Source organism: Nodosilinea sp. LEGE 06152, assembly GCF_015207525.1.
GTDB lineage: Bacteria > Cyanobacteriota > Cyanobacteriia > Phormidesmidales > Phormidesmidaceae > Nodosilinea.
Genome location: NZ_JADEWR010000009.1, coordinates 142,330 through 167,495, shown reverse-complemented (window position 1 = coordinate 167,495; position 25,166 = coordinate 142,330). Strand labels below are relative to the sequence as shown.

Here is a 25,166-nt window from a genome sequence, read left to right as displayed (position 1 = left end):
TTAGCTCAGACATAGGTTTCGTTGAACGCTACCGCCTTCGGCATCTCTGCCCCCCCAGTCTTTTATTTCTAAAGGAATCCTCCCATGACCCGCTTCTTCAAGTCTCTGGCGATCGCCGCTAGCCTACTCACCGTTGCCCTCACCGGCTGCGGCAAAACTACCGCCCTCAGCCCTAGCCAGCTAGCCGAACAAAACAAGCCTGGCACCTTGATCATTCAAACCGTTCACAACGCCGAGTTTTCGGTGCCCGACTACGACTTCAACGAGGTCAAAATGGCCCAGCTCGTCGAGGCTCTGGGCAAAAAAGTGGCCAGTGGCGAATACACCTCCGAGCAGCAGGTGTTTGTGGCCATCATTCAAACGGTGCTATCCGACCCCCTGGCCTACTTCACCCCGATCTCCACGCGGGTTCAGGAGCAGGCTGAGATCAGCACTACCGGCTCGGCCCTGGCCGTCACCGAAGATGGTTACCTAATTACCAACGCCCATGTCGTCTCTTCGGAGCAGGACGACATTAAGGCGATGCTGGCCGACAGCGCCCTGGAGGAAGTGGCGGTTTCGAGCTGTCAGAACATCTGGGACGATTTTGGCAGCGGCTCCTACCAAGAGGCGGTCGGGGCGCTGATGGGTACCCAGGAATTTGTGCAGCTCTGTCTGCAGGCCCACGCCAAATACTTTGCCCACCACATGTCGCTGGATGCGCTCGACACCAAAATCTATGCGGCAATGGGTGCTACCGCCCGCGACCAGATTGTAGAAAAGGGCCAAAAAGCCACCGTCAAGGCGATCGGTGAACCTGCCCCCGGTAAGGATGTGGCGATTCTCAAAATCGAGGCCACCCACATGCCCACCGTGGCCCTGGGAGATGACAAAGCGCTGGCAGCGGGCGATCGCATGTTCATTCTCGGCTACCCCGGCGCTGGGGTGATCGACGAGCAAGAAGCGGTCGAAGCCTCCCTCACCGCCGGGCTGGTCAGCGCCCGCAAAACCATGACCGACGGCTGGGATATTTTGCAGACCGATGCCGCCATGAGCAGCGGCAACAGCGGTGGTCCGGTGTTTAACGAGGCTGGTGAGGCGATCGGCATTGCCACCTTTGCCAAGGTTGACCCCTCCACGGGCAACCAGGTGCAGGGGGCGAACTTCGTCATCCCCATGGGCGTAGTGAACGAATTTTTGAGCCAGGCCAATGTAGAACCTGCCCCCAGCGGCGTTTCTCAGCTCTACCAAACGGCCGTAACCCAGTTTGAGCGGGGCCAGTTCAAGCGCGCCCTAGCCAGCTTTCGCCAGGTCAGCGAGCTCAACCCCAGCTACCCCTACGTGCAGGACTACCTAAGCAAAACCCAGGCCGCCCTCAACAACGATTCATCGGGGGCAGCCCTGAGCACCATGGGCCTCGGCGGCGTTGCCCTACTGCTGCTGTCGGGAGGCACCGCCGTAGCCCTGCGTCGGGGCATTGTAAAACTGCCTAAGCTCACCACCCACTAATGGGTCGCGTCCAGCGATCGCCCTTGGTCAGACTGCGTCTGCATCTCTGGCCAGGGGCTTTAAGCTGTAGCGCTGGCCAGTTTGCTTGAGCTTAAATCATCTCTTTAAAACACCAGAACTAACTCCACTCGCCAAGCGCCCTCATCCCGCACGATCTGAATATCGCGGATGAATTCGCGGAAGAAGAATCGCCGCTCGGCTTCGGATAGATCGAGCCAAAACTGAGGAATTGACACCGACTGCGACAGCTCTTGCAGGTTAACCGGAGGCAGCTGCGCGAGCTGCTGGTGCAGAGCAGAGATTTCGCCACGCAGCTTGTAGCGGCGTAGGGCAGCGGTTTCGGCATCTAAAATGCCAGTGTTCTCCAGGTCGGGAAGCTGCGCCAGGACGGCTTCTTTAGCGTCGATCTCCGCCTGCAACCGGGTGCTGGGGGCCGGCATTCCCACCGGAATTCTGCTGGTGAACTGGGCGACGGCCTGGGGCAGTACCCGACAAATCTCGGCCACGATGTGCTGCAAGGCATCGTCGTAGGGAATGGCTTTACAGCGGGGGCGGCGGGAGCAGCCGCTGGGTCGGAGGTAGAGGTAGCTTTTGGCCTGGCTCCTGGGCGTGGTTTTGGGGGCGGTTTTAGAAATGGTCAGGGGCTGGCTGCACTCCTGGCAGGTGACAAGGCCCGCCAGCGATCGCGCGGCTCCCGCCGTTCTGGGGGGCAGGGGGCGATTGCGGCGCAGCAGGCGATCGATCTGGGCGGCCTCGTCGCGGCTGATGATGGCGGCATGGGTATCGCGTAGGGTGTTGCCATCCTGGTATTGCAGGTCGCCTCGGTACACCGGGTGGGTGAGCCAGCGCCGCCCGGTAGACACCGAGATGCGCTTGCCAAAGCGGGTTTCGATAAACCGCACCGCCCCCCGCAGCGAGCCGTAGAGCAAAAACTCGTTCACAAAGGCGGTAATGACCGGAGCCGTGGCGCGATCGATCAGGTAGCGGCCCTGACCGCGACGGTAGCCGTAGGGTGGTTTGCCGGGGGGCGGTAGGGCCTGCAAGCGGCTGCGGGCGTGCCCCTCACGCAGGCGGCGACGACGCTGCTGGGTGGCCAAAAGGGCTCCCTGCCGAAGGCTGGCGAGATCGACCGGGTTGTCCTTAACAGAAACGACTTCGGCCCCGGTCGCTTCTAGGGTCTGAACCCAGTGGCAGACGTCCTCGGGGTCGTTGCCGAGGCTAGAGAGATCGTCGACCAGCACCAGGTCGGGCGGGTTGGTGCGGCTATCAGCGAGTAGGCGATCGCGCTCAGGCCGGTAGTGCGGCTCTGTCGGCAGCGCTACATCGATGTAGACTCGCTCAACCGCTGCCAGCGTCTCCTCGCCGAGGGCCTCAAGAGCAGGATCGGCTGAGACATCGACCTCTCGGTAGCGGTAGGCGACGATGCGCATGACCTAGAACGCTTGCTTGAGCGCTTCACGCAGGGCCAAGGCCTGTTCGTCGCTGTCGCTGGCCACCACCACCATGACCGTGGTTATGGCCGCAGGATTCTCAATACAGACAAACATGGCCGTTACCGTCTCAGAACGCCCGGCCACGCTGGTGGAATCGTTTTGCACCGGCTCTAGCCCTTGGGACTCTAGCGCCTGGCTAGCCTGGCTCAAGCACTGGGCGGTGTCGATGCCCAGCACCTGCCATGCGTAATGGATACCTGGCGGAGCCGCCTGGGCGGCGGGCATGTTGGCGACCAGCCCCAGCCCGCTCACCAACGCCGTCAGCCAATAGGTCATTGAAATTGAAATCATTGGTGTTTTCCCATCGCTGCGGCTTGACGTGGCCCTGGGTAGGCATAACCCACCTGTGTCGATGATACTCCGTGGCGCTAGATTCTACCGGTGGCCCCAGCCAATGGCTCTGGGTCGTGGCAAGATAGGTGGGTAGGCTTGGGCTGTGGGCTTGCCGCCCTAGCTCGTTGCGTTTCCCAGAGGCGGTTTCTTTGCAGATTACATTTTTGGGTACCAGTTCTGGCGTGCCTACCCGCGCGCGCAACGTGTCGAGCGTGGCCCTGCGGCTGCCCCAGCGGGCCGAGGTGTGGCTATTTGACTGCGGTGAGGGCACCCAGCACCAGTTTTTGCGCAGCGAGTTCAAATCGAGCCAAATTCGCCGCATTTTTATTACCCACATGCACGGCGACCATATTTTTGGCCTGATGGGGCTGCTAGCCAGCTGCGGTCTAGCGGGCAACCGCCAGCAGCGCATCGATATCTACGGCCCCAAACCCCTGAATGACTACCTGCAGGCCAGCCGCCGCTACTCCCAAACCCACTTCTCGCTGCCGATCAAAATCCACGCTGTCGAGCCGGGGCTGGTGTTTGAAGATGACGACTTTCGGGTGTTTTGCGACCTGCTAGAGCATCGGGTGCCCGCCTACGGCTATCGCATCGAAGAGCGCGATCGCCCCGGTCACTTCGATGTCAAGCGGGCTCAAGCCCTGGGCATTCCCTCAGGCCCTATTTACGGGCAGCTGAAGCAGGGGCAGCGGGTGAAGCTCGACGATGGCCGCACCATCAACGGGGCCGACCTCTGCGGGCCAGATTTAGTCGGGCGCAAGCTGGTGTACTGCACCGATACCATTTACTGCGATCGCGCCGTAGACCTGGCCGCCAACGCCGACGTGCTCATCCACGAAGCCACCTTCTCCCACCGCGATGCCGATCTGGCCTACCAGCGGCTGCACTCCACCTCAACCATGGCGGCCCAGGTGGCCCTTGCCGCCCAGGCCAAGCAGCTGATTATGACCCACTTCAGCCCTCGCTATGCCCCCGGCAACGACATTCAGCTGCCCGATCTGCTGGCTGAGGCTCAGGCCATTTTTCCGCACACGGCGATGGCCCACGACTTTATGATCTACGACATTCCCCGGCAGGACGAGAAGGTGCTGGCTTCGTCGTCAGTCTAGGCACAGGCGCTTGGCCAACAGCCGAGCGCCTATGAGTTCTGATACTGACTACCCCTTGACGTTGCCCAGCCGCTGCCTCAGGTTGGTGAGGTGCTGCTGGTTATCGACAGCGGTGCGAGGCATGGGCATGTCGGTATTGGGCCAGGTGGGTAAGTCATCGCAGGGGCAGAGGGACGTCATAACGCCTGCGGCGGGTATGGCAATGGGCATATCGCAGCGAGCGCAGGGGGTGATATCCCAGACGGGGGACAGCATCTCGGCAATGCTTTGGGTAGTGCCTTTGAGATAGCAGTCTCGGCCGCTGGTCACCATGATTCTGTGCCAGCAGTCTTCAAACGACGAGCTATAGCGACCGTTTTGAAAAACAGGGTCGGGCAGACATTCGCCGCGATTTTCGGCTAGCACCACGGGTTTGCCCAGTTGAAACCAGTGGGCCAAAAAGTTTCTAGTTTGATCTTGGGAAGCCATTGCTACCATACTCCTGGTTACATCGCCGGGGTTGTCTCTGGGTGGGATAGGCGTCAGTTGCGTCAGCTGACCGAGCCCGATTTAGTCGTCAGTTAATCAGTTAGGCGATCGGCCAGCGTCAGTGAGGCGTAGCCTTGGTCGCTGGGGAATGTCTTACCCGGCCTATGCCCTCATCCTAACGGCTGTCTGGATGGGCTACAGAGAACTACGGATATTCTTCGGAAAGTTGGGGACCGTTGCCACCCCCTCAGTTTGGTTATTTCGCCAATCTAAGGGAGGATTCTGCCCCTTGCTACTGCCATTCATAGCGCTGGACGATTGATATAACATCCACGGTTTGACGGTTAGGCATCATCTCCCGCTGTAGATGGCCGTTGCGGCTGTTCTCACAGGACAAAATCCTTTTGCGGCCCCTTGCCATGGCAGGGGCCTGCTTCGTACCGGCGCGTCTTTTACTAAGGGCGCGGTGGTACAGCTCATTCACCGGGCCGCTCAACAGCCTTTAAGGCAGGTTTTATGGCTTTGCTTAACGAAAGTTTGCAGGGGTCTGTTGCTACCGCTAAAAGTGCGGCACAACCAGATAAAGTAGCCCTATGTATGACGACGATCTCACAACCCTAAACCCCGATCTGGAGTTTGCCGACCCCCTTGATGCCCTTGGTCCTATAGACGAGGAGCAGGCACCCCAGTACGACCCCGAGGCCATGCTGCCTCTGTTGACGGCAACCGATCCGCAGCAGCGCATGCTGGCGGCCCGAGCCTTTTGCGAGGTAGAAGACAGCCGTGCCGTGGCCCCCCTGACGGCGCTGCTCACCGACCGTTGCCCCCTGGTGCGGGTCAGTGCGGCCTACGCCCTGGGCCGTAACCCTCACCCGTCGGCGGTGGAAGCCTTGATTGCCCAGCTGGCGACCGACTGGAATGGCTATGTGCGCAAGGGGCTGGTGTGGGCCTTGGGCAATGCCCACGACGGGCGATCGCTGCTGCCTTTAATCGAAGCCCTGCGGACCGATATCTCGGCGGTGCGACTGTGGGCCGCCAGCGCTTTAGCCCAAATGTCTCAGGTCAGCTACGCGTCGGTGATTGCCGCCATTCCCCCCCTGATTGAGGGCCTGCGCCGCGACTCGGTACCGGCGGTGCGCAGCAACTGCGCCTGGGCCGTGGGTCAGCTCTGCCGCGAACTGCCCTCTAACGTGGTCTACCACACCGCGATCGATGCCCTGATCGAGAGCTTTGCCGAAGAAGACGATTTGGGCGTGCGCGAAGACGCCCGCACCGCTCTGCTCAAGGTTGGCGACACCCGAGGGCTACAAACCATTGAAGAAATCGAGCAAGACGGATTTTTCTTTTAGTTTTTGTTGAGAAGCTAGGTGGTGTACCACCCCAGTCCCAGCCTTGGCAGGGTCCTTTTGGTAGAGGATATCGGTCGTTAGTGGTATCTCAATGCTGTTGGGTTGTGCCTCTAGGGCGAAACCCAGATAGGGTGAGAATACCCGTGAGGATCAGCGATGCACCAACGATGTTCCATCCGGACAGGTATTCACCCAGTAAAATAGCGGCGACTGCAGCGGCAAATATGGGTGTCATCAGGTTTAATGCCGTGGTCAAAATCGGTGAGAGGTGCTTGGCAGCGTAGCTATAACACAGGGTAGGAACTACCGTTGAGATCAATCCCAATCCCAGCATAATCGTCCCTACCTGCGGCTGAACCAGGTCGTTGAGGCGGTGGGAGGTGGATAGGCAGGCTATTGGGATGATCAAGATTGACCCGATCGCGAAGGTGATAAACGCCACCAGCAGCGGGGTTAGCCGAGGCTGTTTTGCGCCGTGGAATTTAAACAGTGAGGCATAGGCAAGGGTAGTGGCCGCAGACAGTAGAGCAAACCCCAACCCTGTTAGGTAGGCCAAACTGTCATCACTGTTTCCCTGGATTTTGGGCAGCACAAACAACACTAGTCCGCTAAACGCCACCACTCCACCGATGCCTTCGGCTGCCGTCAGCGGCCGCCTGAGACAGGTCTTGGCGGCTAGCCCCAGCAGCGGCGACAGCCCCACCACCAAAACGACATCGCCCACGGGGGCCAGCTGAAATGCTCGAACGGCAAACAGGTAATAGAGCACCATCAAACTCGACAGCAAAACCGTTAGGGGGTCTTTCAGCAGCATCCGCAAGTCTGACCAAAGGGTGCGGCGCATCACTAAAATTGGCAGCATGACCAATCCAGCAATTCCCAACCGAATTGATAGCACCTCTAAGGTGCTGAACTGAGGCATCAGCTTAATGAACGTGCCGGTGAGTCCCCAGCCCAAAGCCGCCAGGCAGCCTGAACCAAGGGGAAGCAGACGAGGGAAATTAAACATTTCTGCGCTTCGCAAATATTGGGTTGAGGACGGGTTTAAATAATGGCGTGACCGCTTAACGGGTGAGCTGCATCCGATATTGCCCAGGGGTAACACCTACCCAGGCTTTGAAAGTTTTTGTAAAGTGGCTTTGATCGACAAAGCCAAGATCTAACGCCAGCTGAGTCAGCGAGGTATTCTGGCGCAACTGCTGCTTGGCCTGAGCAATACGGAGATAGGTGAGGTAACTGTGGGGCGGTAGCCCAACCGCTTCTCGAAATACTCGGGTTAAATAGTACGGGCTGAGCCCAGACTGCCGCGATAAATCGTCTAGGGTGAAATGCTGGGAGTAGTGGGTTTCTAAGTAGTGCTTGATAGACTGCACCATCGGGTGTTCAAACTTGCGCCGTCGAGGGCTATGGCCGCTGTGAACAGCATGACGGCTCACCAATCTGCGCAGCAGGGTTAATAAATGCGTCTCTAGCGATAGGCTGTCTTCTACTGTTGGCTGCGCCAGCAGCGCATGGGCATGGGCTAGCTGCCGAAACAGCGGGCGATCGCAAATCACAGGTTCGGCAAAAAAAGGAATCGCTGTTGGCTGTTCGGTTTCTTCAACCAGCAATGCTTGCAAAAGACCTGTGGAAGGATAGATAACATGGAAGCTCCAGCCAGCATCGACAGCAGCCCAATTGCTGTGTCCCTCACCTGGCTGAAGCACAACAATACTGCCTTTGGGGGCAGTGTGCGTAGCTCCTCGATATTTAACTGCTTCTACACCATCAACAATGATGCCAACACAAAAATCTTCGTGGACATGCCGGGCAAAAGCATGGGTGCGATAGCTGGCATGGAGCACTTCTAAATTGGTGAAAATCGGCGATCGCCACGCTTTTGCCTGTTCTATCACTGCCGAGTCCAGGGCAACATCAGCTCTAAGCATAGGCCGTGAAAAAGACGCCGTCTTGTAAAATCTTGCCCCGTAGGGGCACAGCATGCTGTGCCCCTACTTTGAGGCTCGAAACAACAGATACAGGCCGATCGCTAGCCCCAGCAGCGTCGGCAGCCAGGCCGACAAAAACGGCGACAGTACCCCCACCTCGCCCATGGCATTGGTAATAAACGACAGCAGGTAGTAGCCAAAAATAATCACAATGCTGATGCCAAAGCTGGTGGCGCGGCTGGTGCGCTGGGGCAGCACCCCAATCGAGGCCCCCACCAGGCCAAACACCACACACACAAAGGGCAGGGCATACTTTTGCATAATCCGAATTTGCCAGCGGCGAATCATCTTTTCGTCGCCGCTCTGGCGCACCAGCTCTAGCTGCTGGGTGGCCTCGGCAATGTTCATCTCGGTGTCATTTTTGGTGCGGCTGGCCAGGTCGAGAGGCGTGCGGGGCAGCTGTAGCTCCTGAGTTTCAAAGGTAATGATATTGCGGAAGGAGCCGTCGGGAGCAACCACGTAAATGGTGCCGTTGTAGAACGTCCAGGCGTTGCTCTCCACATCCCAGTTGGCCGACTCGGCACTGACCACCTGGTTTAGACCCGCCTGGGAAAAGTCGATGATGGTCAGCCCGTGCATGGTGGTGCCGTCGAAGCGGCGGGCGTAGAACTGGCGCTTAAGCTCCTGGGCGGCGGGGTCGTCGCTGGCGGGCTGAAACTCCTGATAGAAAATATTGCGCTCCTGAAAGGGGGGCCGCTCCGACTTGAGCGCCTGCTCCAGGGTGATGGCGGCCCGGTAGTTGGCAGCCGGAGTAATTAGCTCGTTGAACACAAAGGTCAGGCCCGTCACCAGCAGGCTGAGCACCACCGCCGGGGCAATAATGCGGCGAATGCTCACCCCCACCCCCCGCAGGGCAATCAGCTCGCTGTCGCTGGAGAACCGGCTGTAGGTCATCATCGTGGCCAGCAGCGTTGACATCGGGAAGGCCAGCACAATGAACTCGGGCAGCTTGAGCACAAAAATCTGCACCGCCAGGGTAATCGCCAGCCCCGACTCGGTAATGCGGCGAATCAGCTCAAACAGCGCCCCAATCGAAATGCCAATCGAGGAAAATGCGCCCACCCCAAACAAAAAGGGCATGGTCAGCTCTTTGGCAATGTAGCGATCCATCACCGTCAGCGGAGACGGCCGAGGGCGGGGGCGCGGGGGACTGTAGGGAGCGGTGGTCATAGGTGCGGCGGTAGGGGAAAGGGGAGGAGGTGCGAGGGATGAGGAGGTGAGGGGATGAGAAAATAGGGCGGCTGAAGTAGCATAGGATGCCCCTTGGTTGCAGGATAGCCCACGGGCTTAAGCCCTGAGGAGGGGGGCCTGAGGAGGGAGGCTTGAGGGGGGGCTAAATCGCGAAGTCTTTGCCGAGGTAGTGCTCGCGCACCAGGGGGTTGCTGGAGAGGTCGTCGGCGTTGCCGGAGGCCAGGATTTGGCCGTCGCTCATGATGTAGGCGCGATCGATAATGCGGAGGGTTTCGCGCACGTTGTGGTCGGTGATGAGAATGCCCATGTCGCGATCGCGCAGTTTGGCCACAATCTCCTGAATTTCGTTGACGGCGATCGGGTCTACCCCAGCAAAGGGTTCGTCCAAAAACAAAAACCTTGGTCCTTCGGGGCCAGAGGCCAGGGATCGGGCCAGCTCGGTGCGGCGACGCTCGCCCCCCGACACCTGAATGCCTAGAGAATTAGCCACCTTCTCCAGACGAAACTCTTTCAGCAGGTCCTGCAGGCGATCGCCGTACTCGTCCGGCGGCACCCGCGTCTGCTGCATCACCAGCAAAATATTGTCGGCCACCGTCAGGTTGCGAAAAATGCTCGGCTCCTGGGCCAGGTAGCCAATGCCCAGCCGCGCCCGCTGGTGCATGGGCAAGTCGGTAATGTCGATTTGGTCGAGGCAGACCTTGCCGCCATCGGGCCGCTCTAGCCCAGTCGCCATATAAAACGTGGTGGTTTTGCCCGCCCCGTTTGGCCCCAGCAGTCCCACAATTTCGCCCTGGGCTACCGAAAGGCTAACCCGGTCAACTACCTGGCGCTTGCCGTAGGTCTTTTGAACGTTGTCAAGTACGATTTTCAAGGGCGCGCCTTGGCCTTTAGGGTTTATTGAGCTGCGTAAATTGTATCAAAGCTCTTCCCTACTCTAGGCGGTAGCCTCGATGGGGTAGGTCAGGAGATTCTGCCCCTCGCCTGAGTCTCAGGGGCTAGCAAGAGAACAAGGTAACCGCTGATCGAACTTCTCTCCCGTTGGGAGACGCCGCGCGTTGGCAACGCCCGCCAGAGGACAAACGACTGCGCTCAGTCCTCGATCGCCGAGGCTATGCGCCGTTAAAACCTGACCACCTGGTACACCATTAACCCGCTGCTTCCCAAGGGCTCAGGTGGTTAGCAAACGGATGGCTATTGTGATGGCCTACGCTCAGGACCAGTGCTAACGCACCAGACCCTGTCTAGCTGGGAGGCTGCTTGGCAAAAAGTTGGGCCAAGTGGGCGGCCTCGTTGTCAACGTTGTGCTGCTGAGCAACTTTGGCCATGCCCGCTTTGCCCATGGTCTCTAGCTCTGCGGGGGAGGTATCGAGGGCGGCGCGCATGGCCTCGACCAGCGACTCAACCGATCCGGGAACGACCAGCCAGCCGTTGACGCCCGTTTCGACCAGCTCAGGAATGCCGGCAATAGAGGTGGTAATGACCGGGCGACCCAGGGCCAGGGCCTCCATAATGACGACGGGCAACCCTTCGGCAAAGCTCGGCAATACCATCACCTGGGCCTTGAGCAACTGATCTTTGACCACCTGACTGGAGGCCCATCCCGTAATCGAAACACAGTCTTGCAGGCCGTAGGTGGCCAGTAGCGCTTCGACCTGCGATCGCATTTCGCCATCGCCTACCAGCGTCACCGTAAACCGATAGCCCGCATCCACGAGCTGTTTGACGGCCTCCAGCAGCAGCAGGTGGCCCTTTTGCCCGCTGAGCCGCCCCACACAGACCAGGTGGCGCTGCTCCGAAATGGGCGTAAACGCCTGGGCCAAAAAGTTTTGATCGAGGCCGCAGTGCACGACGTGAATCTTGGGCCAGTCTTCCAGGGCACTCCAGCGGTATAGTTGGCTTTTGCCAAAGGAGCTAATGGCGACCACAAAGGCGGCACGCCTGATTTTTTCGGCCAGGGAAATGGCCCTCACCTTGTCAAACTCCTCTGGCCCATGCACCGTAAAGCTGTAGGGTGGCCCGCCCAGGGCGTGGCACAGCATGGCGACGGTGGTTGAGTTGGTGCCAAAGTGGGCGTGCACATGGTCGACATCGGCGGCCTCGAACCAGGCCAGCAGCACGCAGGCTTCGGCCAGGTAAGCCAGGTGATACAGCGGCCCCGACTCATCCTTTAGGCCGAGCTGAAGGGCTAAGCCGAGGGCGGCGACAAACGCCAGCGGTCGCTGGAGCACAACCCGAGCGATGGTGAGCAGTAGCTCAGACCAGGGATGGTCTAGCACAATCTGAGTTTTATCCAGCTCTTTGATGTCGTCGGGGTCTACCAGTTCGTCGGCGCAGGAGCGAATTGAAAATCTAGCTACTGTCAGCCCTTGGGCTTCGAGGGCAGCAATTTCACGCCGAATAAAGCTATGGCTGACCTTGGGGTACTGATTGACCAGGTAGGCGACTTTTGGGGCCGTCTGTGCAGGAGTATCCGGTTGAGCGATCGACATTATCTATATCCTAGGCTGGTATATTTTGACGACTAGAACCATAAATCTAGGGTGCCCAAACCCGTGACCTGCAACGGTTGCTTAACGACCACGGTCCACCCCGTCCTTTGTATAAAAGTTAGGCAGCTCAAGCATAGCAAACTCTAAAAGTACCAAATGCGATAGGGGTAAATGCCAAACTCAAGCTGCAGCAGCAGCCGAGGCTGCTGGTAAGGTACGCCCCCTTTGTGCAAACAGTAGGGATCGCCTGCAAAGCCCAGCCCGGCTGGCCCGGTAACAACATGCACGCGATCGCGGCCATAGATATCGACTAGAGCTTCGTCGTCAAGGGCAGCACAGCCCTGGCCAATCCACTGGTGGCTAAACCGACGGTGGCGATGAGTGCCTTTAATATAGGCGTGGGGGCCTTCGCCCTCGCCCACCTCGGTGAGGTAAAAGAAAAACTTAATCGTCTTAAAGTCATTGATATCGCAGTGGTAAACTCGCGCTGTGCTAATTTTCTCTGCCGGGGTATTGGGGGCCGGAAATCCCCAGGCCAACTCGCCCCGCATGTAAATTGCTGAGTGATTGAGGTACTGGCTGGCTACATCTAAAAGGTATGGGTCTGTCTTCAGTTTTTGGTAAGCGTCACAGGCTTCATGGGTGTCTAAATATCCTGCCACCAGCAGCTGGGTACCTAACGATTGCTCCAACTGATCTTTGTTTTTGATATAAAACGGCAGAGCCGGATCGCGGTTGGCATAGCAAGGTTTTGTCTCAGCAAAGGTGAGCAAGTCCTGCAAAATGCTGTTTTGTAGAGTAAAGCCGACGTAGTAGCCATGGGCCTGAATGAGCTTCGCAACCTGGCCTGACGTTGCTAAGGAACGAGCCCCGACTGTCGCCTGTATGACCGTTGTATCAATGGTTGCCGGGGGCTGGTAGCCGCCGCGATCGGCCACCCACTCCCGCACGGCAATAAAGCGCGCCAGCCAGCTCATCACCAAAAAACGTGGGTCGCCCCACAGCAGCCGCAGAATTGACCGCACTTTACTCAGCACCAGATTTAGTGAGCCAACAATAGAACTCTCTTTTAGTGAAAATGAAGACAGAAAATAAGTAAGCATGTTGGCCGAAATTAAAAACGCATTATTCAGCAACGCTTTACAGGAACAGGCAGGTCTCGTTTGGGGCGCAGGGGAATGTGACAGATGTCAAAAACATCTGCAAAATCTCAGCCACAGATCGGCATTAATTACAAAAGAGTGAAAAAGGTCGCGTGCACGCCAGCGCTAAGTCTGCTCAGCTGTGAGCTGGCACCCTAAACTTGTAGATCCAAGGGGCTGAACATCGTTATTTTTTACGCGTGTGCGTCCTTAATTAGGGGTGACTGCGGAAGCAACCATCCAGCCAATCAACTATGCGGTAGATTTCAACTCAGCCAGGGAAACACTTAATGCACAGCAAACCCAAGGGATCTCTTTCCGCTGTGACCTGTGCTCTATTCCTACTATCTAGGATTGCCCTTGCGATCGCCATTACGCATAGAACCCTTTTCACAATACTTTTCGTTAGAGGCAGTTTAATAAAGCCCAGATAAATAAAATCTACCTTTGGGGGGATGTGAATACATAGAAAGTCTATCCAGGTAACTACCGAAGATTAGCACTGTGGTTGCCAGGGTCAAGTGGCTCAGACCCCTCACTTACAGAGTATTTTGATCCATAGAATCATTCGGAGCTGTTCTTAGGCAGCTCTGGTATTAGGCAAACGTCTGTAGCCGGTGGTCCTAATTTTCTAGGGGGGTCGAAGGTTGAGGCTCAGGCTCAATGGGGCTGACATCTAGCACCGTGGGCGGGCGAGGCGTAGGCGGACGGGTATTCCCCGGCGCTTCTCCTTGAACCGAACTGGGCGCTGACTCGGGCAGTATGTACACCGCCTCGACTTGATCGTTGGGGCGTGGGGTGGCCACAAAGCGATCTTCTTCAATGAGATAGGTAACAACTTCAGCTCGCAGCGTGTTTCCTCGCTGGGTAACCACAACACCGCCGCTGAGCACAATGCGCTGCTCATTGCTGAAATAGTCGGCCTGGGCTGATGTGGCCTGAATGCTGCGGCTGGGATAGTCGATCTGCACATTGCCGCGGGCGGTGATGATGCCCGTGGCAGCGTTGGCTTCTTGGATATCCGATCGCAGGGTAATAGCACCCCCATCCTGAGCCTGGGCCGGTGCAACCCCTAGCTGGGCCAGGTTGCCGCCATTGAGGGCTACCAATGCCCCTGCTGCTGCTGCCGTCAACCAAACCCAGCGCAACCCATCTGCCATAGCCCAAGTCCTAATCCCGTTGTGGTCTAACGCTTATCTAGCTTTCCAATCTTACTCCATCCCTCCGTCGCTGCCGTTGGCCCTGGCCCACTGCTAGATTCTGTCCACCCGGCCTCCGCACGCCTTGCAATGCCACTGCTGCTCTGGAGCCGCGGCGGGTTGGCACCCGTCTGCAAAACATCCAGCGACCGTTTCCCCAAGCTATCCTCAAAACACCCCTAACGCCATTGCCGCTATGATCACTGCCCCACCAGCCACGCGCCCTATTCAGTTTGCCAGCGACAACTATTCCGGCATGTGCCCCGAGGCGCTAGACTACCTGCTGACCGCCAACCAGGGCGATGTGCCCGCCTATGGCGATGACGAGTGGACCCAAAGAGCCACCGATAAGTTTCGCGCCATTTTTGAGACCGATTGCGAAGTTTTTTTCGTCTTTAACGGTACGGCGGCCAACTCGCTCACCCTGGCGTCGCTGTGCCAGTCGTACCACAGCGTCATTTGCCACGAGCTGGCCCATGTGGAAACCGACGAGTGCGGTGCCCCCGAGTTTGCCAGCAACGGCTCGAAGCTGCTGCTGGCCCAGGGCGAGCATGGCAAGCTTGACCCCGCTAACGTGGAGCGGTTAATTACTAAGCGCACCGACATTCATTACCCCAAGCCCAAGGTGATTAGCCTCACCCAGGCCACCGAGGTGGGCACCCTCTACACGGTCGATGAGCTGGCTGCTCTCAGCGACCTGGCCCGCCACCACGGACTCAAAGTACATATGGATGGGGCGCGCTTTGCCAATGCGCTGGTAGCCTCGGGCAAAACCCCGGCCGAGCTGACCTGGCAGGCGGGCGTTGACGTGCTGTGCTGCTGCGGCACCAAGAACGGTATGGGCATTGGGGAGGCTATTCTTTTCTTTGACAAAGCACTGGCGGAAGATTTTGCCTACCGCTGCAAGCAGGCGGGGCAGCTGTGCTCCAAAATGCGGTTTATTTCGGCCCCCTGGCTAGGGCTGCTCGAGACCGGAGCCTGGCTGCGCAATGCCGAGCACGCCAACCGCATGGCCGCCTACCTAGAGCAGCAGCTTCAGGGAATTCCTGAGCTGAAAATGCTGTTTCCCCGTCAGGCCAATGGAGTGTTTGTGCAGATGCCCCCGGCGCTGACGGAGGAGCTGTACCGCCGGGGCTGGAAGTTCTACACCTTCATTGGCACTGAGGGCGCGCGGCTAATGTGCGCCTGGAACACGACTACCGAGGCGATCGATGCGCTGGTGAAGGATATTCGGGATGCGGTTTAGGGGTGCGATCGCAGCCTCTGCCCACCAGCATCGGGAAACGGTGCCGCGAGGCTGTACTGACCCTGTGCCCCTACCGCGATCGCTCCTGCAATCGCTGGTTGGCGGCAGCTAAATCAAAGTACTCGGGGTCAAAGTCGTAGCCGACCTTTTGCCAGAGGGCATCGACCTCGTCGGGGTCGTCGCCATCGCTGAGGCGATCGAGTAGATCGACGTAGTCCCATACGCCCTGGCAAAACTCGGGCGGGCACTGGTGCTCTCCAGCGGTGCAGCGGGGCACCGAGCCTTCAGCGGGGCCAATCGATTCGAGGGTAACTTTGTGCAGCCAGCCCTGGGCCGGGGCGTAGGTATAGATCAAGCTGTCGCCGGGCTGAGTAAGCAGGGTAGAGAGCGTTCTGTCTTCGCCGCTTTGCAAACCCTGGCCCTGCCCTTTAATTACGTAGTCGGCCTGCCCCGACCATCCCATTGCGGCTGCCAGCACCCGGTGCAGCGCCTCTAGGGAGGTATCACCTTGCAGGCAGACCCGTCGCCAGATCGGCGGGTCGCTGTCGAGCAATTCGAGGTGCAGGCAAAAGGTTTCAATAGTGGGGTGAGTCGTCATCGCCAAGATTCTGTGGGGTGATTGAGTTAGCGCCAGTTTCGACGTTGCTAGGCCTGGCTGGCGTGGGGTAAAGCGAAGCGTGGCCATCGAGAGTTGAGCACAGTCAAAACGCGATCGCCCCGCCCTAGCTTCATTCCTCCGCTCCAGATTCAACCCGGTAGTTCGTCTCCGGCCAGATCTGGTTGATTTCATCGGCCTGGTGGTGGGCGGCAAAGCGCTCCCAGGTAATGCCGTTGACATCTACCTCGGCGGTAAAGGCCTTGGCAGCATCATCTTCCCAGCCCAGATGACGCAGCTGCCCCGGTGGCACACCGTCGGCCCGACGAATCGAAAGGTTGAGTTGGTCAGTCCGCCAAAGGGCATAAATTCCTTCGACCACCAGCTCGGGGCGGCAGCCCAAACGGGCCGAATAATCGGCCACAGAGGCGGCAATGTCCTCGGTAGACAGAGCGATATGGAGCTTCTTCACCACGGCATTTCCCAAAAGTTAGCACCGCCAAACCTGTAGACTAGAACCTTATCACGATGCTTTCTATACCCATCCATGACCCACGCGACTGATACTCACACCCTGGCCCGCTGGATGGCGGCAGACTTTAGCAATCAGCAGCAGGCCTTTGACAACCCGCCCCTGTTTGCCCACATTCGCGTCTGCATGCGCCCTTTGCCCACCGCCACCCTCGACGGTCTGGGCTTTTATATTGAGCAGGCCTACGATTTTCAGCTCAATCAGCCCTACCGGGCGCGCGGCATGCGGCTCAGCGCCCAAGACGACCATATCCTGATTGAAAACTACACTGTCAAGGACGGCGAAGCCTTCTACGGCGCTTCCCGCGATTTGGGGCAGTTGGCCAAGCTCACCGCCGACCACTTTGAGAAAACCCCCGGCTGCAACATGATCGTCCACTGGACGGGCACTAAATTCAAAGGGGCAGTCGAACCCGGCAACGCCTGTATGGTGACCCGCAACGGCAAGCTCACCTATTTGGATAGCGAGTTCGAAATCGACGCCGACCAGTTCATCAGCTGGGATCGGGGCCGCGACCCGGAGACCAACGAGCACCTGTGGGGATCGCTGGCGGGGCCGTTTATGTTTAAGCGCCGGGCCAGCTTTGCCGAGGAAATTAAGTAAGTAAGCCTACTTAAACGTAATCCTGAATCGTTAGAAGCCTTGCTATATCGCGATTAAGATGCTGATTGCTCAGGTGTACCTGCTTACAGCGCGGTAGGGTGTATATGGCATCTAGCCCGCTCTGGTTGATTAGGCGCAAGGTTTTAACCCTGAGGTGCGTGCTTCCAGAGTTTTCGGGGTTTGGAGGTAGGCACCAAGGTGCTTACCTCCTTGAGGCCTAATTCTAAAATTCTGGCTAAGACAGAGGCCGAATTCCATAATTCACTAGTTCTTCAGCAAAATCCAAAAAATCCATTGAATTCCGTGAGTCATCCACTTGAAAAAATAACTTCCCAGCAAAAGTTCCCTGTCTTGATTTGAACTTCTTAAGGTGGATAATAATTATCTTGTCGGCTGCTGAACTTAAGCTATAGGATGAGATTTTCTTCCAGGGAATCAGAATATCAACTGGCTTGCCACGCTTATTTTTTCGTTTTCTTAAGTTAATTAACCTAATCACATATCCCAGTCCAGCAAACCAAACAAAGAAAACAAAAAAACCGGTGACAAAACAAACTAGCACCCAGAAAACCGCATTGATCCACTCGGTTTTGCTGAGTCGACGATCTTTGAACCCCTGAACTCTCAATCCCTTGTCTGTCAATTGACAAAAGCCATCTCCAGCAATTTTAACTGAATTGGATCTAGTTCCAATTGTGGGTGGAGAAAATTCTCCACAAAACTCTAAAATCTCAGTCATAGCTCATGTGTCCGGTGCGGTTGTCATCATAAATTTAGACCCGCAGAACTTTATTCTTTTAGCTCATTTAAGAAGGTTTCATTGCCGAAAAGTGACAAGTTTTTTCTGTGCAGTGTTCCTGCTTATGAATTTTTCCTGCTGATTGCCGCAACCTAAGGCAACGTGACCAAAAAACAACTTCTGTGCGTGCATAGCCACCTGTGACCCTATGTATTTAGGGTCACTGCTAGAGACGTAGGGGCGGGTCGTAAACTGGACAGGCTGAAAATTTGTAGGACGAACGCATCTTTTTGTTCGCAATCTCGCTCCCACTCGTCGCTATCATGGTCTACAGTTCGCACCAGTGCAGCAGTAGGAGCTAGGGACGTGGAGTCCAAATATAACCCCGCAGAGATCGAGACGAAGTGGCAGCAGGTCTGGGCCGAGCAAGGGCTAGATCGGGCGATCGAGAACCCCGATCAGCCCAAGTTCTACGCGCTGTCGATGTTTCCCTACCCGTCGGGGAACCTGCACATGGGCCACGTGCGCAACTACACCATTACCGACGTGGTGGCGCGGGTGCGGCGGATGCAGGGCTACCGGGTGCTGCACCCCATGGGCTGGGATGCCTTTGGCCTGCCTGCGGAAAATGCAGCAATCGATCGCGGCGTTCACCCGGCCCAGTGGACGTACCAGAACATTGACCAGATGAGGGCACAGCTTCAGGAACTCGGCCTCTCCTACGACTGGGAGCGCGAGGTGGCCACCTGCGCCCCCGACTACTACCGCTGGACCCAGTGGATTTTTATTCAAATGCTGCAAATGGGCCTGGCCTACCAAAAAGAGGCGGCGGTCAACTGGGACCCCATTGACCAAACGGTGCTGGCCAACGAGCAGGTAGACAGCGAGGGCAAGTCCTGGCGATCGGGGGCTCTGGTAGAGAAAAAGCTGCTGCGCCAGTGGTTTCTAAAGATTACCGACTACGCCGAGGAGCTGCTGCAAGACCTGGATAAGCTGCCCGGCTGGCCCGAGCGGGTGCGCACCATGCAGGCTAACTGGATTGGCAAGTCCACAGGCGCTCAAGTCGTATTTAAAACCGAGGCGGGGGATGCCCTGCCGGTGTTTACCACCCGACCCGATACCCTGTGGGGGGCCACCTTTATGGTGCTGTCGCCGGAGCACCCGCTGGTGGAGAAGCTGACCGCGCCCGATCGCGTCGCTGCCGTAGACGACTACCGCAAGGCCGCCGCCGCCAAAAGCGAGATCGATCGCACCGCCGAAGACCGCGAAAAAACCGGCGTGTGGACGGGCAGCTATGCGGTGAACCCAGTGAACGGGGCCAAGATCCCCATCTGGATTGCCGACTATGTACTGATGGGCTATGGCACCGGGGCGATTATGGCGGTGCCCGCCCACGACCAGCGCGACTTTGAGTTTGCCCGCAAGTTTGATCTGCCGGTCAAGGTGGTGGTGCAGCCAGAGGGAGACGTTCTCGACGGCGATACCATGACCGCCGCTTGGGCCGGGGAAGGCGTTATGGTCAACTCTGGACCGCTCAATGACATTCCAGCGGGTAAAGGGGAGGCCGAAAGCGTCCCAGCCGCTATTCGCTGGTTGGAGGCCAACAAGAAGGGACAGGGCGAGTCGAACTATCGCCTGCGCGACTGGCTAATCTCGCGCCAGCGCTACTGGGGGGTGCCAATTCCGGTGGTGCACTGCCCGGAGTGCGGCATTGTGCCTGTGCCCGATGAGCAGCTGCCCGTCACCCTGCCCGAGGATGTGGAATTTTCGGGGCGCGGTGCCTCGCCCTTGGCCCAGCTAGGCGACTGGGTGAATGTGCCCTGCCCCACCTGCGATCGCCCCGCTCGGCGCGAAACCGATACCATGGACACCTTTATCGACTCGTCCTGGTACTTTTTGCGCTATACCGATGCCCAAAACCCTGAGCAGGCTTTTGCCACCGCCCAGGCCAACGGCTGGATGCCTGTGGATCAGTACGTAGGCGGCATTGAGCACGCCATTCTGCACCTGCTGTACTCGCGCTTTATTACTAAGGTGCTGCGCGATCGCGGCCTGCTCTCCTGCGACGAACCCTTTGAGCGGCTGCTAACCCAGGGCATGGTGCAAAACACCGCCTACAAAAACCCCAAGACGGGTAGGTATGTTGCCCCTGAGGATGTGGCCGACCCAGCGCACCCCGTCGATCCGCAGACAGGCGATGCCCTGGAGGTGTTCTACGAAAAAATGTCAAAGTCGAAGTACAACGGCGTCGATCCCAAGGCCGTGCTGGCCAAGTACGGGGCCGACACCGCCCGTATGTTCATTCTCTTCAAGGCCCCGCCCGAAAAAGACCTGGAGTGGGATGACGCCGACGTAGAGGGGCAGTTCCGCTTTCTCAACCGAGTTTGGCGGCTGGTAACCGAATACATCGCCACCGCAGGGGCAAATGGTGGCTCGCCCGCCGGGGATACCGCTGCCGATCTTTCTAAGGACGAAAAAAATCTGCGCCGCGCCATCCACACCGCCATTCAAGCGATTACCGAAGACATTGATGGCGACTACCAGTTCAACACCGCCGTCTCAGAGCTGATGAAGCTCAGCAATGCCCTCACAGACTCTGCCACGAAAGCATCCCCGGTTTACGCCGAGGGTGTACGCGCCCTGGTGCTGCTCTTGGCCCCCTTTGCGCCCCACCTGGCCGACGAACTCTGGCACCAGCTGGGCCATAGCGAGTCCGTCCACCGCACTCCCTGGCCTGTATTTGACCCCAGCGCCCTGGTAGTGGATGAGATTACCCTGGTGATTCAAATCATGGGCAAGACGCGCGGCACCCTGGAGGTACCCGCCGACTCCGACAAAGCCGCGCTCGAGCAATACGCCCGCGAGTCGGAGGCAGCCCAACGTTACCTGACCGGCAAGGAGATCAAAAAGGTGATTGTGGTGCCCGGCAAGCTGGTCAACTTTGTGGTAGCCGGATAGCAGGCTAAGGCTAAAAAAATTGAGCGCTCAGGTGTTCATCTGAGCGACTTTGGCTTTAGGATGGGCACCTTGGCCCATAGAGTAACCTGTGCCTATGCCTCGCCTAAAACGTCCCCGCCGCCCCGCCCCCGCCGCTCCGCCCGAATTGATTATTGAGGCGGGCCGCACCGAAGCCCAATACTTTCGCGACCTGTGGCGCTACCGCGAGCTATTTTACTTTCTCGCCTGGCGCGATATTTTGGTGCGCTATAAACAGACCGCGATCGGGGTGGCCTGGGCGCTGATTCGCCCGTTTTTGACCATGGTGGTGTTTACGGTGGTGTTTGGTCGCCTGGCCAACCTGCCCACCGAGGGCAGTGCCCCGTACCCCATTTTGGTGTTTTCAGCGCTGTTGCCCTGGCAGTTCTTTTCTAACGCCCTCAGCGAGTGCAGCAACAGCCTGATTACCAACGCCAACCTGATTTCTAAGGTGTACTTTCCTCGGCTGGTGGTGCCCACCAGCGCCGTCATCGTCAGCTTTGTGGACTTTCTGATTTCGGGCATTATCTTGCTGGGGCTGATGGCCTGGTACCAGGAAATGCCCTCGTGGCGGGTGGTGACACTGCCTGTGTTTATTGCGATCGCCTTTGCTGCCGCTATGGGCGCAGGTCTCTGGCTGGCCGCCCTCAATGTGCAGTACCGCGACTTTCGCTACGTGGTGCCGTTTTTAGTGCAGTTTGGCCTCTACATTTCGCCCGTCGGCTTTAGTAGCAGCATCATTCCCGATCGCTGGCGGCTGCTGTACTCCCTCAACCCCATGGTGGGGGTGATCGATGGGTTTCGCTGGGCGATCATTGGCGGCGATGTGGCGCTCTACTGGCCGGGGTTCTGGCTCTCGATGCTGCTGGTGGTGGTGCTGCTGGTCACAGGCGTTCTCTACTTCCGCCGCATGGAGCGCACCTTTGCCGACGTGATTTAGCGGAGGGTGGAGGGGTGCGATCGTCCGCCCTACTGGCAGAACTCACCCCTGGGTTGCTGGCAGACTGTGCCTTCGAGTATGTGGTTTCCGTTGTCGAAGAAAGCTCATTTTGCCTGGACGGGCTGATGGTGCCCCTATCGAGCGCCCCGGCAGTGCCAGTGATTTTTCTTGAGGTGCTGAGATTACCTATGTCTTTGCCAGTAACAAGTGAAGTACCCCTAGTGGGGGGTACTCGTTCTAGCGAATTGACCAGCTTTGTAAAGCACAGTAACGAGTTCCTGTTGGTGTAGGTTTGGCCATACCCGTGGGCAAGATAAATTGTAATGAGCCCCCCTTACACCTATGACTTCAACTACCTTTGACCCCCAAAGGACTTCAACGCCTCTACCCGCGTGTTTTTTGCAGCTTAAAGAGCGTATTACTCAGCATACCGCCCGCATTGGCGTTGTTGGGCTGGGCTATGTTGGCCTTCCCTTTGCGGTCGAAAAAGCTAAGGTCGGATTTCAGGTGCTGGGCATTGAGCAAAACCCCAAACGGGCCGAGCGGGTCAACCGAGCCGACAACTACATTGCCGATGTGGATGATGCCGAACTCAAGGCGCTGGTGGAAGCGGGCAAAATTCAAGCATTTACCGGCTTCGATCGCATCATTGATGCCGACGTAGTAGTAATCTGCGTGCCCACGCCCCTGACCAAAAACCTTACCCCCGACCTGTCATACATCGAGAGTGTGACCACCGCCATTGCCCACCACCTGCGCCCCGGCCAGCTGATTTCCCTGGAGTCCACCACCTATCCGGGCACTACCGACGACGTGATGCGGCCGATCTTAGAGCACCACAGTGGGCTGAAGCAGGGGCGCGACTTCTTTCTAGCCCATTCCCCGGAGCGGGTAGACCCGGGCAATCAGCGTTATACCACCAAAAACACCAATAAAGTAGTGGGGGCCTCTGACCCACTTTCCCTGGAGATTGCCACCCTGTTTTACCAGCAGACGATCGATCACGTGGTGCCCGTTAGCAGCGCCAAGGCCGCTGAGCTGGTAAAAATCTTTGAGAATACGTTCCGGGCCGTCAACATCGCTCTAGTGAATGAGTTAGCGCTGCTGTGCGATCGTATTGATATTGATGTTTGGGAAGTGCTTGACGCCGCTAACACCAAGCCCTTTGGCATCATGCCTTTCTACCCTGGCCCTGGTGTCGGCGGCCATTGCATACCCATCGACCCCCACTACTTGGAGTGGAAGGCCAAAGAGGTTAACTTCAACACCCGCTTCATTGCCCTGGCAGGCGAGATCAACCGCCGCATGCCCTCTTTTGTGCGCAGCAAAGCCTGTCGGGTACTCAATCAGCTAGGTATTGCCCCGTCGCGATCGCAAATTTTAGTCATCGGCGTCACCTACAAAAAAGACTTGGCCGACTGGCGCGAATCGCCGGCCCTGGCGGTAATGGAGTCGCTCATGCACGAGCAGGTTACCCTGCGCTACCATGACCCCTACGTGCCGTCGCTGCACCTCAACGGCCACTTGTTAGAGAGCGTAGAGTTGACCGATGATGCCATTGCCAGCGCCGACCTGGTGATCATCACCACCGAGCACAGTTCTGTAGACTTTAGCCGGGTATTGCACCAGGCCAAGGCCATTCTTGACACCCGAGGAGCCACCCGCCACCTAAGCGATCCCAACCATAAGGTAACCCTGCTATGACCGATGTGATTGTAGTTGGCAGCGGTCACTGGGGCCAAAACCTAGTGCGCAACTTTGAGCAGTTGGGCCACCTGGCCGGAGTGGTCGAGGTAGATGCGGCCCTGCGGCAGCGCCTACAGGCCAACCACCCCAAAGCCACTATCTACGAAACCTTTGATCTGGCCCTTGCCAGTGATGCGCCAGCTGTGGTGCTGGCCACCCCGGCCCCCACTCATTTTGAGTTGGCCCTAGCTGCGCTCACCGCAGGCAAAGATGTGTTTGTCGAAAAGCCCATGACGCTGCGGGCTACTGAGGCGCGGCAGCTGGCTGAGTACGCCGATGCCCACGATCGCATTTTGATGGTGGGGCACCTGCTGCTCTACCAGCCTGCCATCGCTTGGATGCGCAATTATCTGCGATCGGGGGAAGCTGGGATGGTGCAGCATGTAGCCACCCAGCGGCTTAACCTAGGCAAGGTACGCACCACTGAAAATGTATGGTGGTCGCTGGCCCCCCATGATGTCTCTATCATTCTCGATTTGCTGGGGTCGCCTGCCCTTGAGGCGGTGCAGGCGGTGGGGCATGCCCGTCTACAAACTGCGATCGCTGACGAGGTGCAGGTAGACCTTGCCTTTGCCACCGGGCAAACCGCCCATCTTCACTGCTCTTGGCAGTGGCCCCTCAAGCAGCGGGGCACTGTAGTAATTGCTGAGCATCAAATGTTGGTCTACGACGAGATTGAGCAGGTAGTGACGGTGCATCACAAGCACTTCGACGGCGATCTTAATGCTGTGGACAAGGGCACCCAAATTATCGATATTGCCGATGCTCAGCCGCTCAAACTGGAATGTGAACATTTTTTAGCTTGTGTGGCTAGCCGTCAGCGCCCCCACTCAGACGGGTGGAATGGGGTTGCGGTAGTAAATATTTTGGAACAGGTAGAGGCGGCACTCCATGGCTGATTTTTTTGCTCACGATACCGCTCTCATCGACGCTGGGGCCACCGTTGGCGAGGGCACCAAAATTTGGCACTTTAGCCACGTTATGGCTGGGGCTACCATCGGCCAAAACTGCTCACTGGGGCAAAATGTTTATGTGGCCAATCGGGTCACCATTGGCGACGGCTGCAAAATCCAAAACAATGTCTCCCTCTACGAGGGGATAATTTTGGAAGACTACGTGTTTTGCGGCCCCAGTATGGTGTTTACCAACGTGAAAACACCGCGCTGCGAGTTTCCACGCAATACCTCCGACGACTACTTGACTACGAGGGTGAAGCGGGGGGCGAGCATTGGGGCTAATGCGACAATCGTGTGTGGGGTGACGCTGCACGAGTGCGCTTTTGTGGCGGCGGGGGCGGTAGTGACGAAGGATGTGCCAGCTTATGCCATGGTAGCGGGGGTGCCAGCCAAGATCATGGGTTGGATGAGTGCCTACGGTGATGTGCTGGAGTTTGATGCCGAGGGTTTCGCCGTAGATTCAATGGAAGTTAAGTATCAACGGTTTTCGGCGTTACAGGTTGCTCCAGTGGGGTAAGCGCGATGTCCGAGTCTCTCTACGATACTGATTGCTATTGTTGGACTCGTGAACAGGTGAACTT

23 protein-coding genes are annotated in these 25,166 nt (G+C 57.7%); 10 read left to right on the top strand and 13 right to left on the bottom strand.

The window, feature by feature from the left end:
• Positions 1–84: 84 nt before the first annotated feature.
• Positions 85–1,488, top strand: coding sequence for a trypsin-like peptidase domain-containing protein (locus tag IQ265_RS14030; protein ID WP_194054629.1), 1,404 nt, complete (start codon positions 85–87; stop codon positions 1,486–1,488).
• A 104-nt stretch (positions 1,489–1,592) separates the two neighbouring features.
• Here IQ265_RS14030 and IQ265_RS14025 read toward each other — a convergent pair whose 3' ends face one another.
• Together IQ265_RS14025 and IQ265_RS14020 are read right to left on the bottom strand one after the other, a co-directional pair.
• A complete protein-coding gene (locus tag IQ265_RS14025; RefSeq protein WP_194054627.1) occupies positions 1,593–2,918 on the bottom strand; it encodes a recombinase family protein in 1,326 nt (441 codons plus the stop codon).
• 3 nt (positions 2,919–2,921) lie between these two features.
• A complete protein-coding gene (locus IQ265_RS14020; RefSeq protein WP_194054626.1) occupies positions 2,922–3,272 on the bottom strand; it encodes a hypothetical protein in 351 nt (116 codons plus the stop codon).
• Positions 3,273–3,463: 191 nt separating this feature from the next.
• Between IQ265_RS14020 and IQ265_RS14015 the strand changes: the two genes are divergently transcribed.
• Positions 3,464–4,426, top strand: a complete 963-nt coding sequence (locus IQ265_RS14015) for a ribonuclease Z (protein WP_194054624.1) — start codon at positions 3,464–3,466, stop codon at positions 4,424–4,426.
• Between the two features lie 48 nt (positions 4,427–4,474).
• Here IQ265_RS14015 and IQ265_RS14010 read toward each other — a convergent pair whose 3' ends face one another.
• Positions 4,475–4,894: a hypothetical protein gene (locus IQ265_RS14010; protein ID WP_194054622.1), complete on the bottom strand. Its 420-nt coding sequence runs from the start codon at positions 4,892–4,894 to the stop codon at positions 4,475–4,477.
• A 593-nt stretch (positions 4,895–5,487) separates the two neighbouring features.
• Between IQ265_RS14010 and IQ265_RS14005 the strand changes: the two genes are divergently transcribed.
• On the top strand, positions 5,488–6,243 hold the full coding sequence (locus IQ265_RS14005) for a HEAT repeat domain-containing protein (RefSeq protein ID WP_194054620.1): 756 nt from the start codon (positions 5,488–5,490) through the stop codon (positions 6,241–6,243).
• Between the two features lie 88 nt (positions 6,244–6,331).
• On the opposite strand, the gene IQ265_RS14000 is transcribed toward IQ265_RS14005, so the two are convergent.
• The 7 genes from IQ265_RS14000 to IQ265_RS13970 all read right to left on the bottom strand — a co-directional run bounded on the left by IQ265_RS14000 (position 6,332) and on the right by IQ265_RS13970 (position 14,213).
• Positions 6,332–7,252: a DMT family transporter gene (locus IQ265_RS14000; protein ID WP_194054618.1), complete on the bottom strand. Its 921-nt coding sequence runs from the start codon at positions 7,250–7,252 to the stop codon at positions 6,332–6,334.
• Between the two features lie 55 nt (positions 7,253–7,307).
• A complete protein-coding gene (locus IQ265_RS13995) occupies positions 7,308–8,171 on the bottom strand; it encodes an AraC family transcriptional regulator (protein ID WP_228037884.1) in 864 nt (287 codons plus the stop codon).
• A 63-nt stretch (positions 8,172–8,234) separates the two neighbouring features.
• A complete protein-coding gene (locus tag IQ265_RS13990) occupies positions 8,235–9,341 on the bottom strand; it encodes an LptF/LptG family permease (protein ID WP_194054810.1) in 1,107 nt (368 codons plus the stop codon).
• Positions 9,342–9,564: 223 nt separating this feature from the next.
• Positions 9,565–10,293 carry an LPS export ABC transporter ATP-binding protein gene (lptB, locus tag IQ265_RS13985; RefSeq protein ID WP_194054614.1) on the bottom strand — a complete coding sequence of 243 codons (729 nt, stop codon included), beginning with the start codon at positions 10,291–10,293 and terminating at the stop codon, positions 9,565–9,567.
• Between the two features lie 370 nt (positions 10,294–10,663).
• Entirely contained in the window at positions 10,664–11,911 is a 1,248-nt protein-coding gene (locus IQ265_RS13980) for a glycosyltransferase family 4 protein (protein ID WP_194054612.1), read from the bottom strand.
• A gap of 143 nt (positions 11,912–12,054) precedes the next feature.
• A complete protein-coding gene (locus IQ265_RS13975; RefSeq protein ID WP_194054610.1) occupies positions 12,055–12,936 on the bottom strand; it encodes a hypothetical protein in 882 nt (293 codons plus the stop codon).
• A 740-nt stretch (positions 12,937–13,676) separates the two neighbouring features.
• Positions 13,677–14,213, bottom strand: coding sequence for an LptA/OstA family protein (locus tag IQ265_RS13970; RefSeq protein WP_194054608.1), 537 nt, complete (start codon positions 14,211–14,213; stop codon positions 13,677–13,679).
• Between the two features lie 235 nt (positions 14,214–14,448).
• Between IQ265_RS13970 and IQ265_RS13965 the strand changes: the two genes are divergently transcribed.
• On the top strand, positions 14,449–15,498 hold the full coding sequence (locus IQ265_RS13965) for a low specificity L-threonine aldolase (RefSeq protein WP_194054606.1): 1,050 nt from the start codon (positions 14,449–14,451) through the stop codon (positions 15,496–15,498).
• Positions 15,499–15,568: 70 nt separating this feature from the next.
• On the opposite strand, the gene IQ265_RS13960 is transcribed toward IQ265_RS13965, so the two are convergent.
• Positions 15,569–16,096, bottom strand: a complete 528-nt coding sequence (locus IQ265_RS13960; RefSeq protein ID WP_194054604.1) for a plasmid pRiA4b ORF-3 family protein — start codon at positions 16,094–16,096, stop codon at positions 15,569–15,571.
• A 130-nt stretch (positions 16,097–16,226) separates the two neighbouring features.
• Entirely contained in the window at positions 16,227–16,565 is a 339-nt protein-coding gene (locus IQ265_RS13955; RefSeq protein WP_194054602.1) for a hypothetical protein, read from the bottom strand.
• A 75-nt stretch (positions 16,566–16,640) separates the two neighbouring features.
• Between IQ265_RS13955 and IQ265_RS13950 the strand changes: the two genes are divergently transcribed.
• The gene (locus IQ265_RS13950) at positions 16,641–17,228 is read left to right on the top strand and encodes a chromophore lyase CpcT/CpeT (protein ID WP_194054600.1); all 588 of its coding nucleotides are present in this window, start codon (positions 16,641–16,643) and stop codon (positions 17,226–17,228) included.
• A 235-nt stretch (positions 17,229–17,463) separates the two neighbouring features.
• On the opposite strand, the gene IQ265_RS13945 is transcribed toward IQ265_RS13950, so the two are convergent.
• Positions 17,464–17,967, bottom strand: a complete 504-nt coding sequence (locus tag IQ265_RS13945; RefSeq protein ID WP_194054598.1) for a hypothetical protein — start codon at positions 17,965–17,967, stop codon at positions 17,464–17,466.
• A gap of 366 nt (positions 17,968–18,333) precedes the next feature.
• Between IQ265_RS13945 and leuS the strand changes: the two genes are divergently transcribed.
• The 5 genes from leuS to IQ265_RS13920 all read left to right on the top strand — a co-directional run bounded on the left by leuS (position 18,334) and on the right by IQ265_RS13920 (position 25,102).
• The gene (gene leuS, locus IQ265_RS13940) at positions 18,334–20,925 is read left to right on the top strand and encodes a leucine--tRNA ligase (protein ID WP_194054596.1); all 2,592 of its coding nucleotides are present in this window, start codon (positions 18,334–18,336) and stop codon (positions 20,923–20,925) included.
• A 94-nt stretch (positions 20,926–21,019) separates the two neighbouring features.
• A complete protein-coding gene (locus IQ265_RS13935) occupies positions 21,020–21,883 on the top strand; it encodes an ABC transporter permease (protein ID WP_194054594.1) in 864 nt (287 codons plus the stop codon).
• Positions 21,884–22,225: 342 nt separating this feature from the next.
• Positions 22,226–23,587, top strand: coding sequence for a nucleotide sugar dehydrogenase (locus tag IQ265_RS13930; protein ID WP_194054592.1), 1,362 nt, complete (start codon positions 22,226–22,228; stop codon positions 23,585–23,587).
• The gene (locus IQ265_RS13925) at positions 23,584–24,528 is read left to right on the top strand and encodes a Gfo/Idh/MocA family oxidoreductase (protein WP_194054584.1); all 945 of its coding nucleotides are present in this window, start codon (positions 23,584–23,586) and stop codon (positions 24,526–24,528) included. Before IQ265_RS13930 ends, IQ265_RS13925 begins: the two co-directional genes overlap by 4 nt.
• Complete coding sequence (locus IQ265_RS13920; protein WP_194054582.1) at positions 24,521–25,102, top strand: acyltransferase; 582 nt, start codon at positions 24,521–24,523, stop codon at positions 25,100–25,102. The genes IQ265_RS13925 and IQ265_RS13920 overlap by 8 nt, the downstream gene beginning before the upstream one ends.
• Positions 25,103–25,166: the final 64 nt, after the last annotated feature.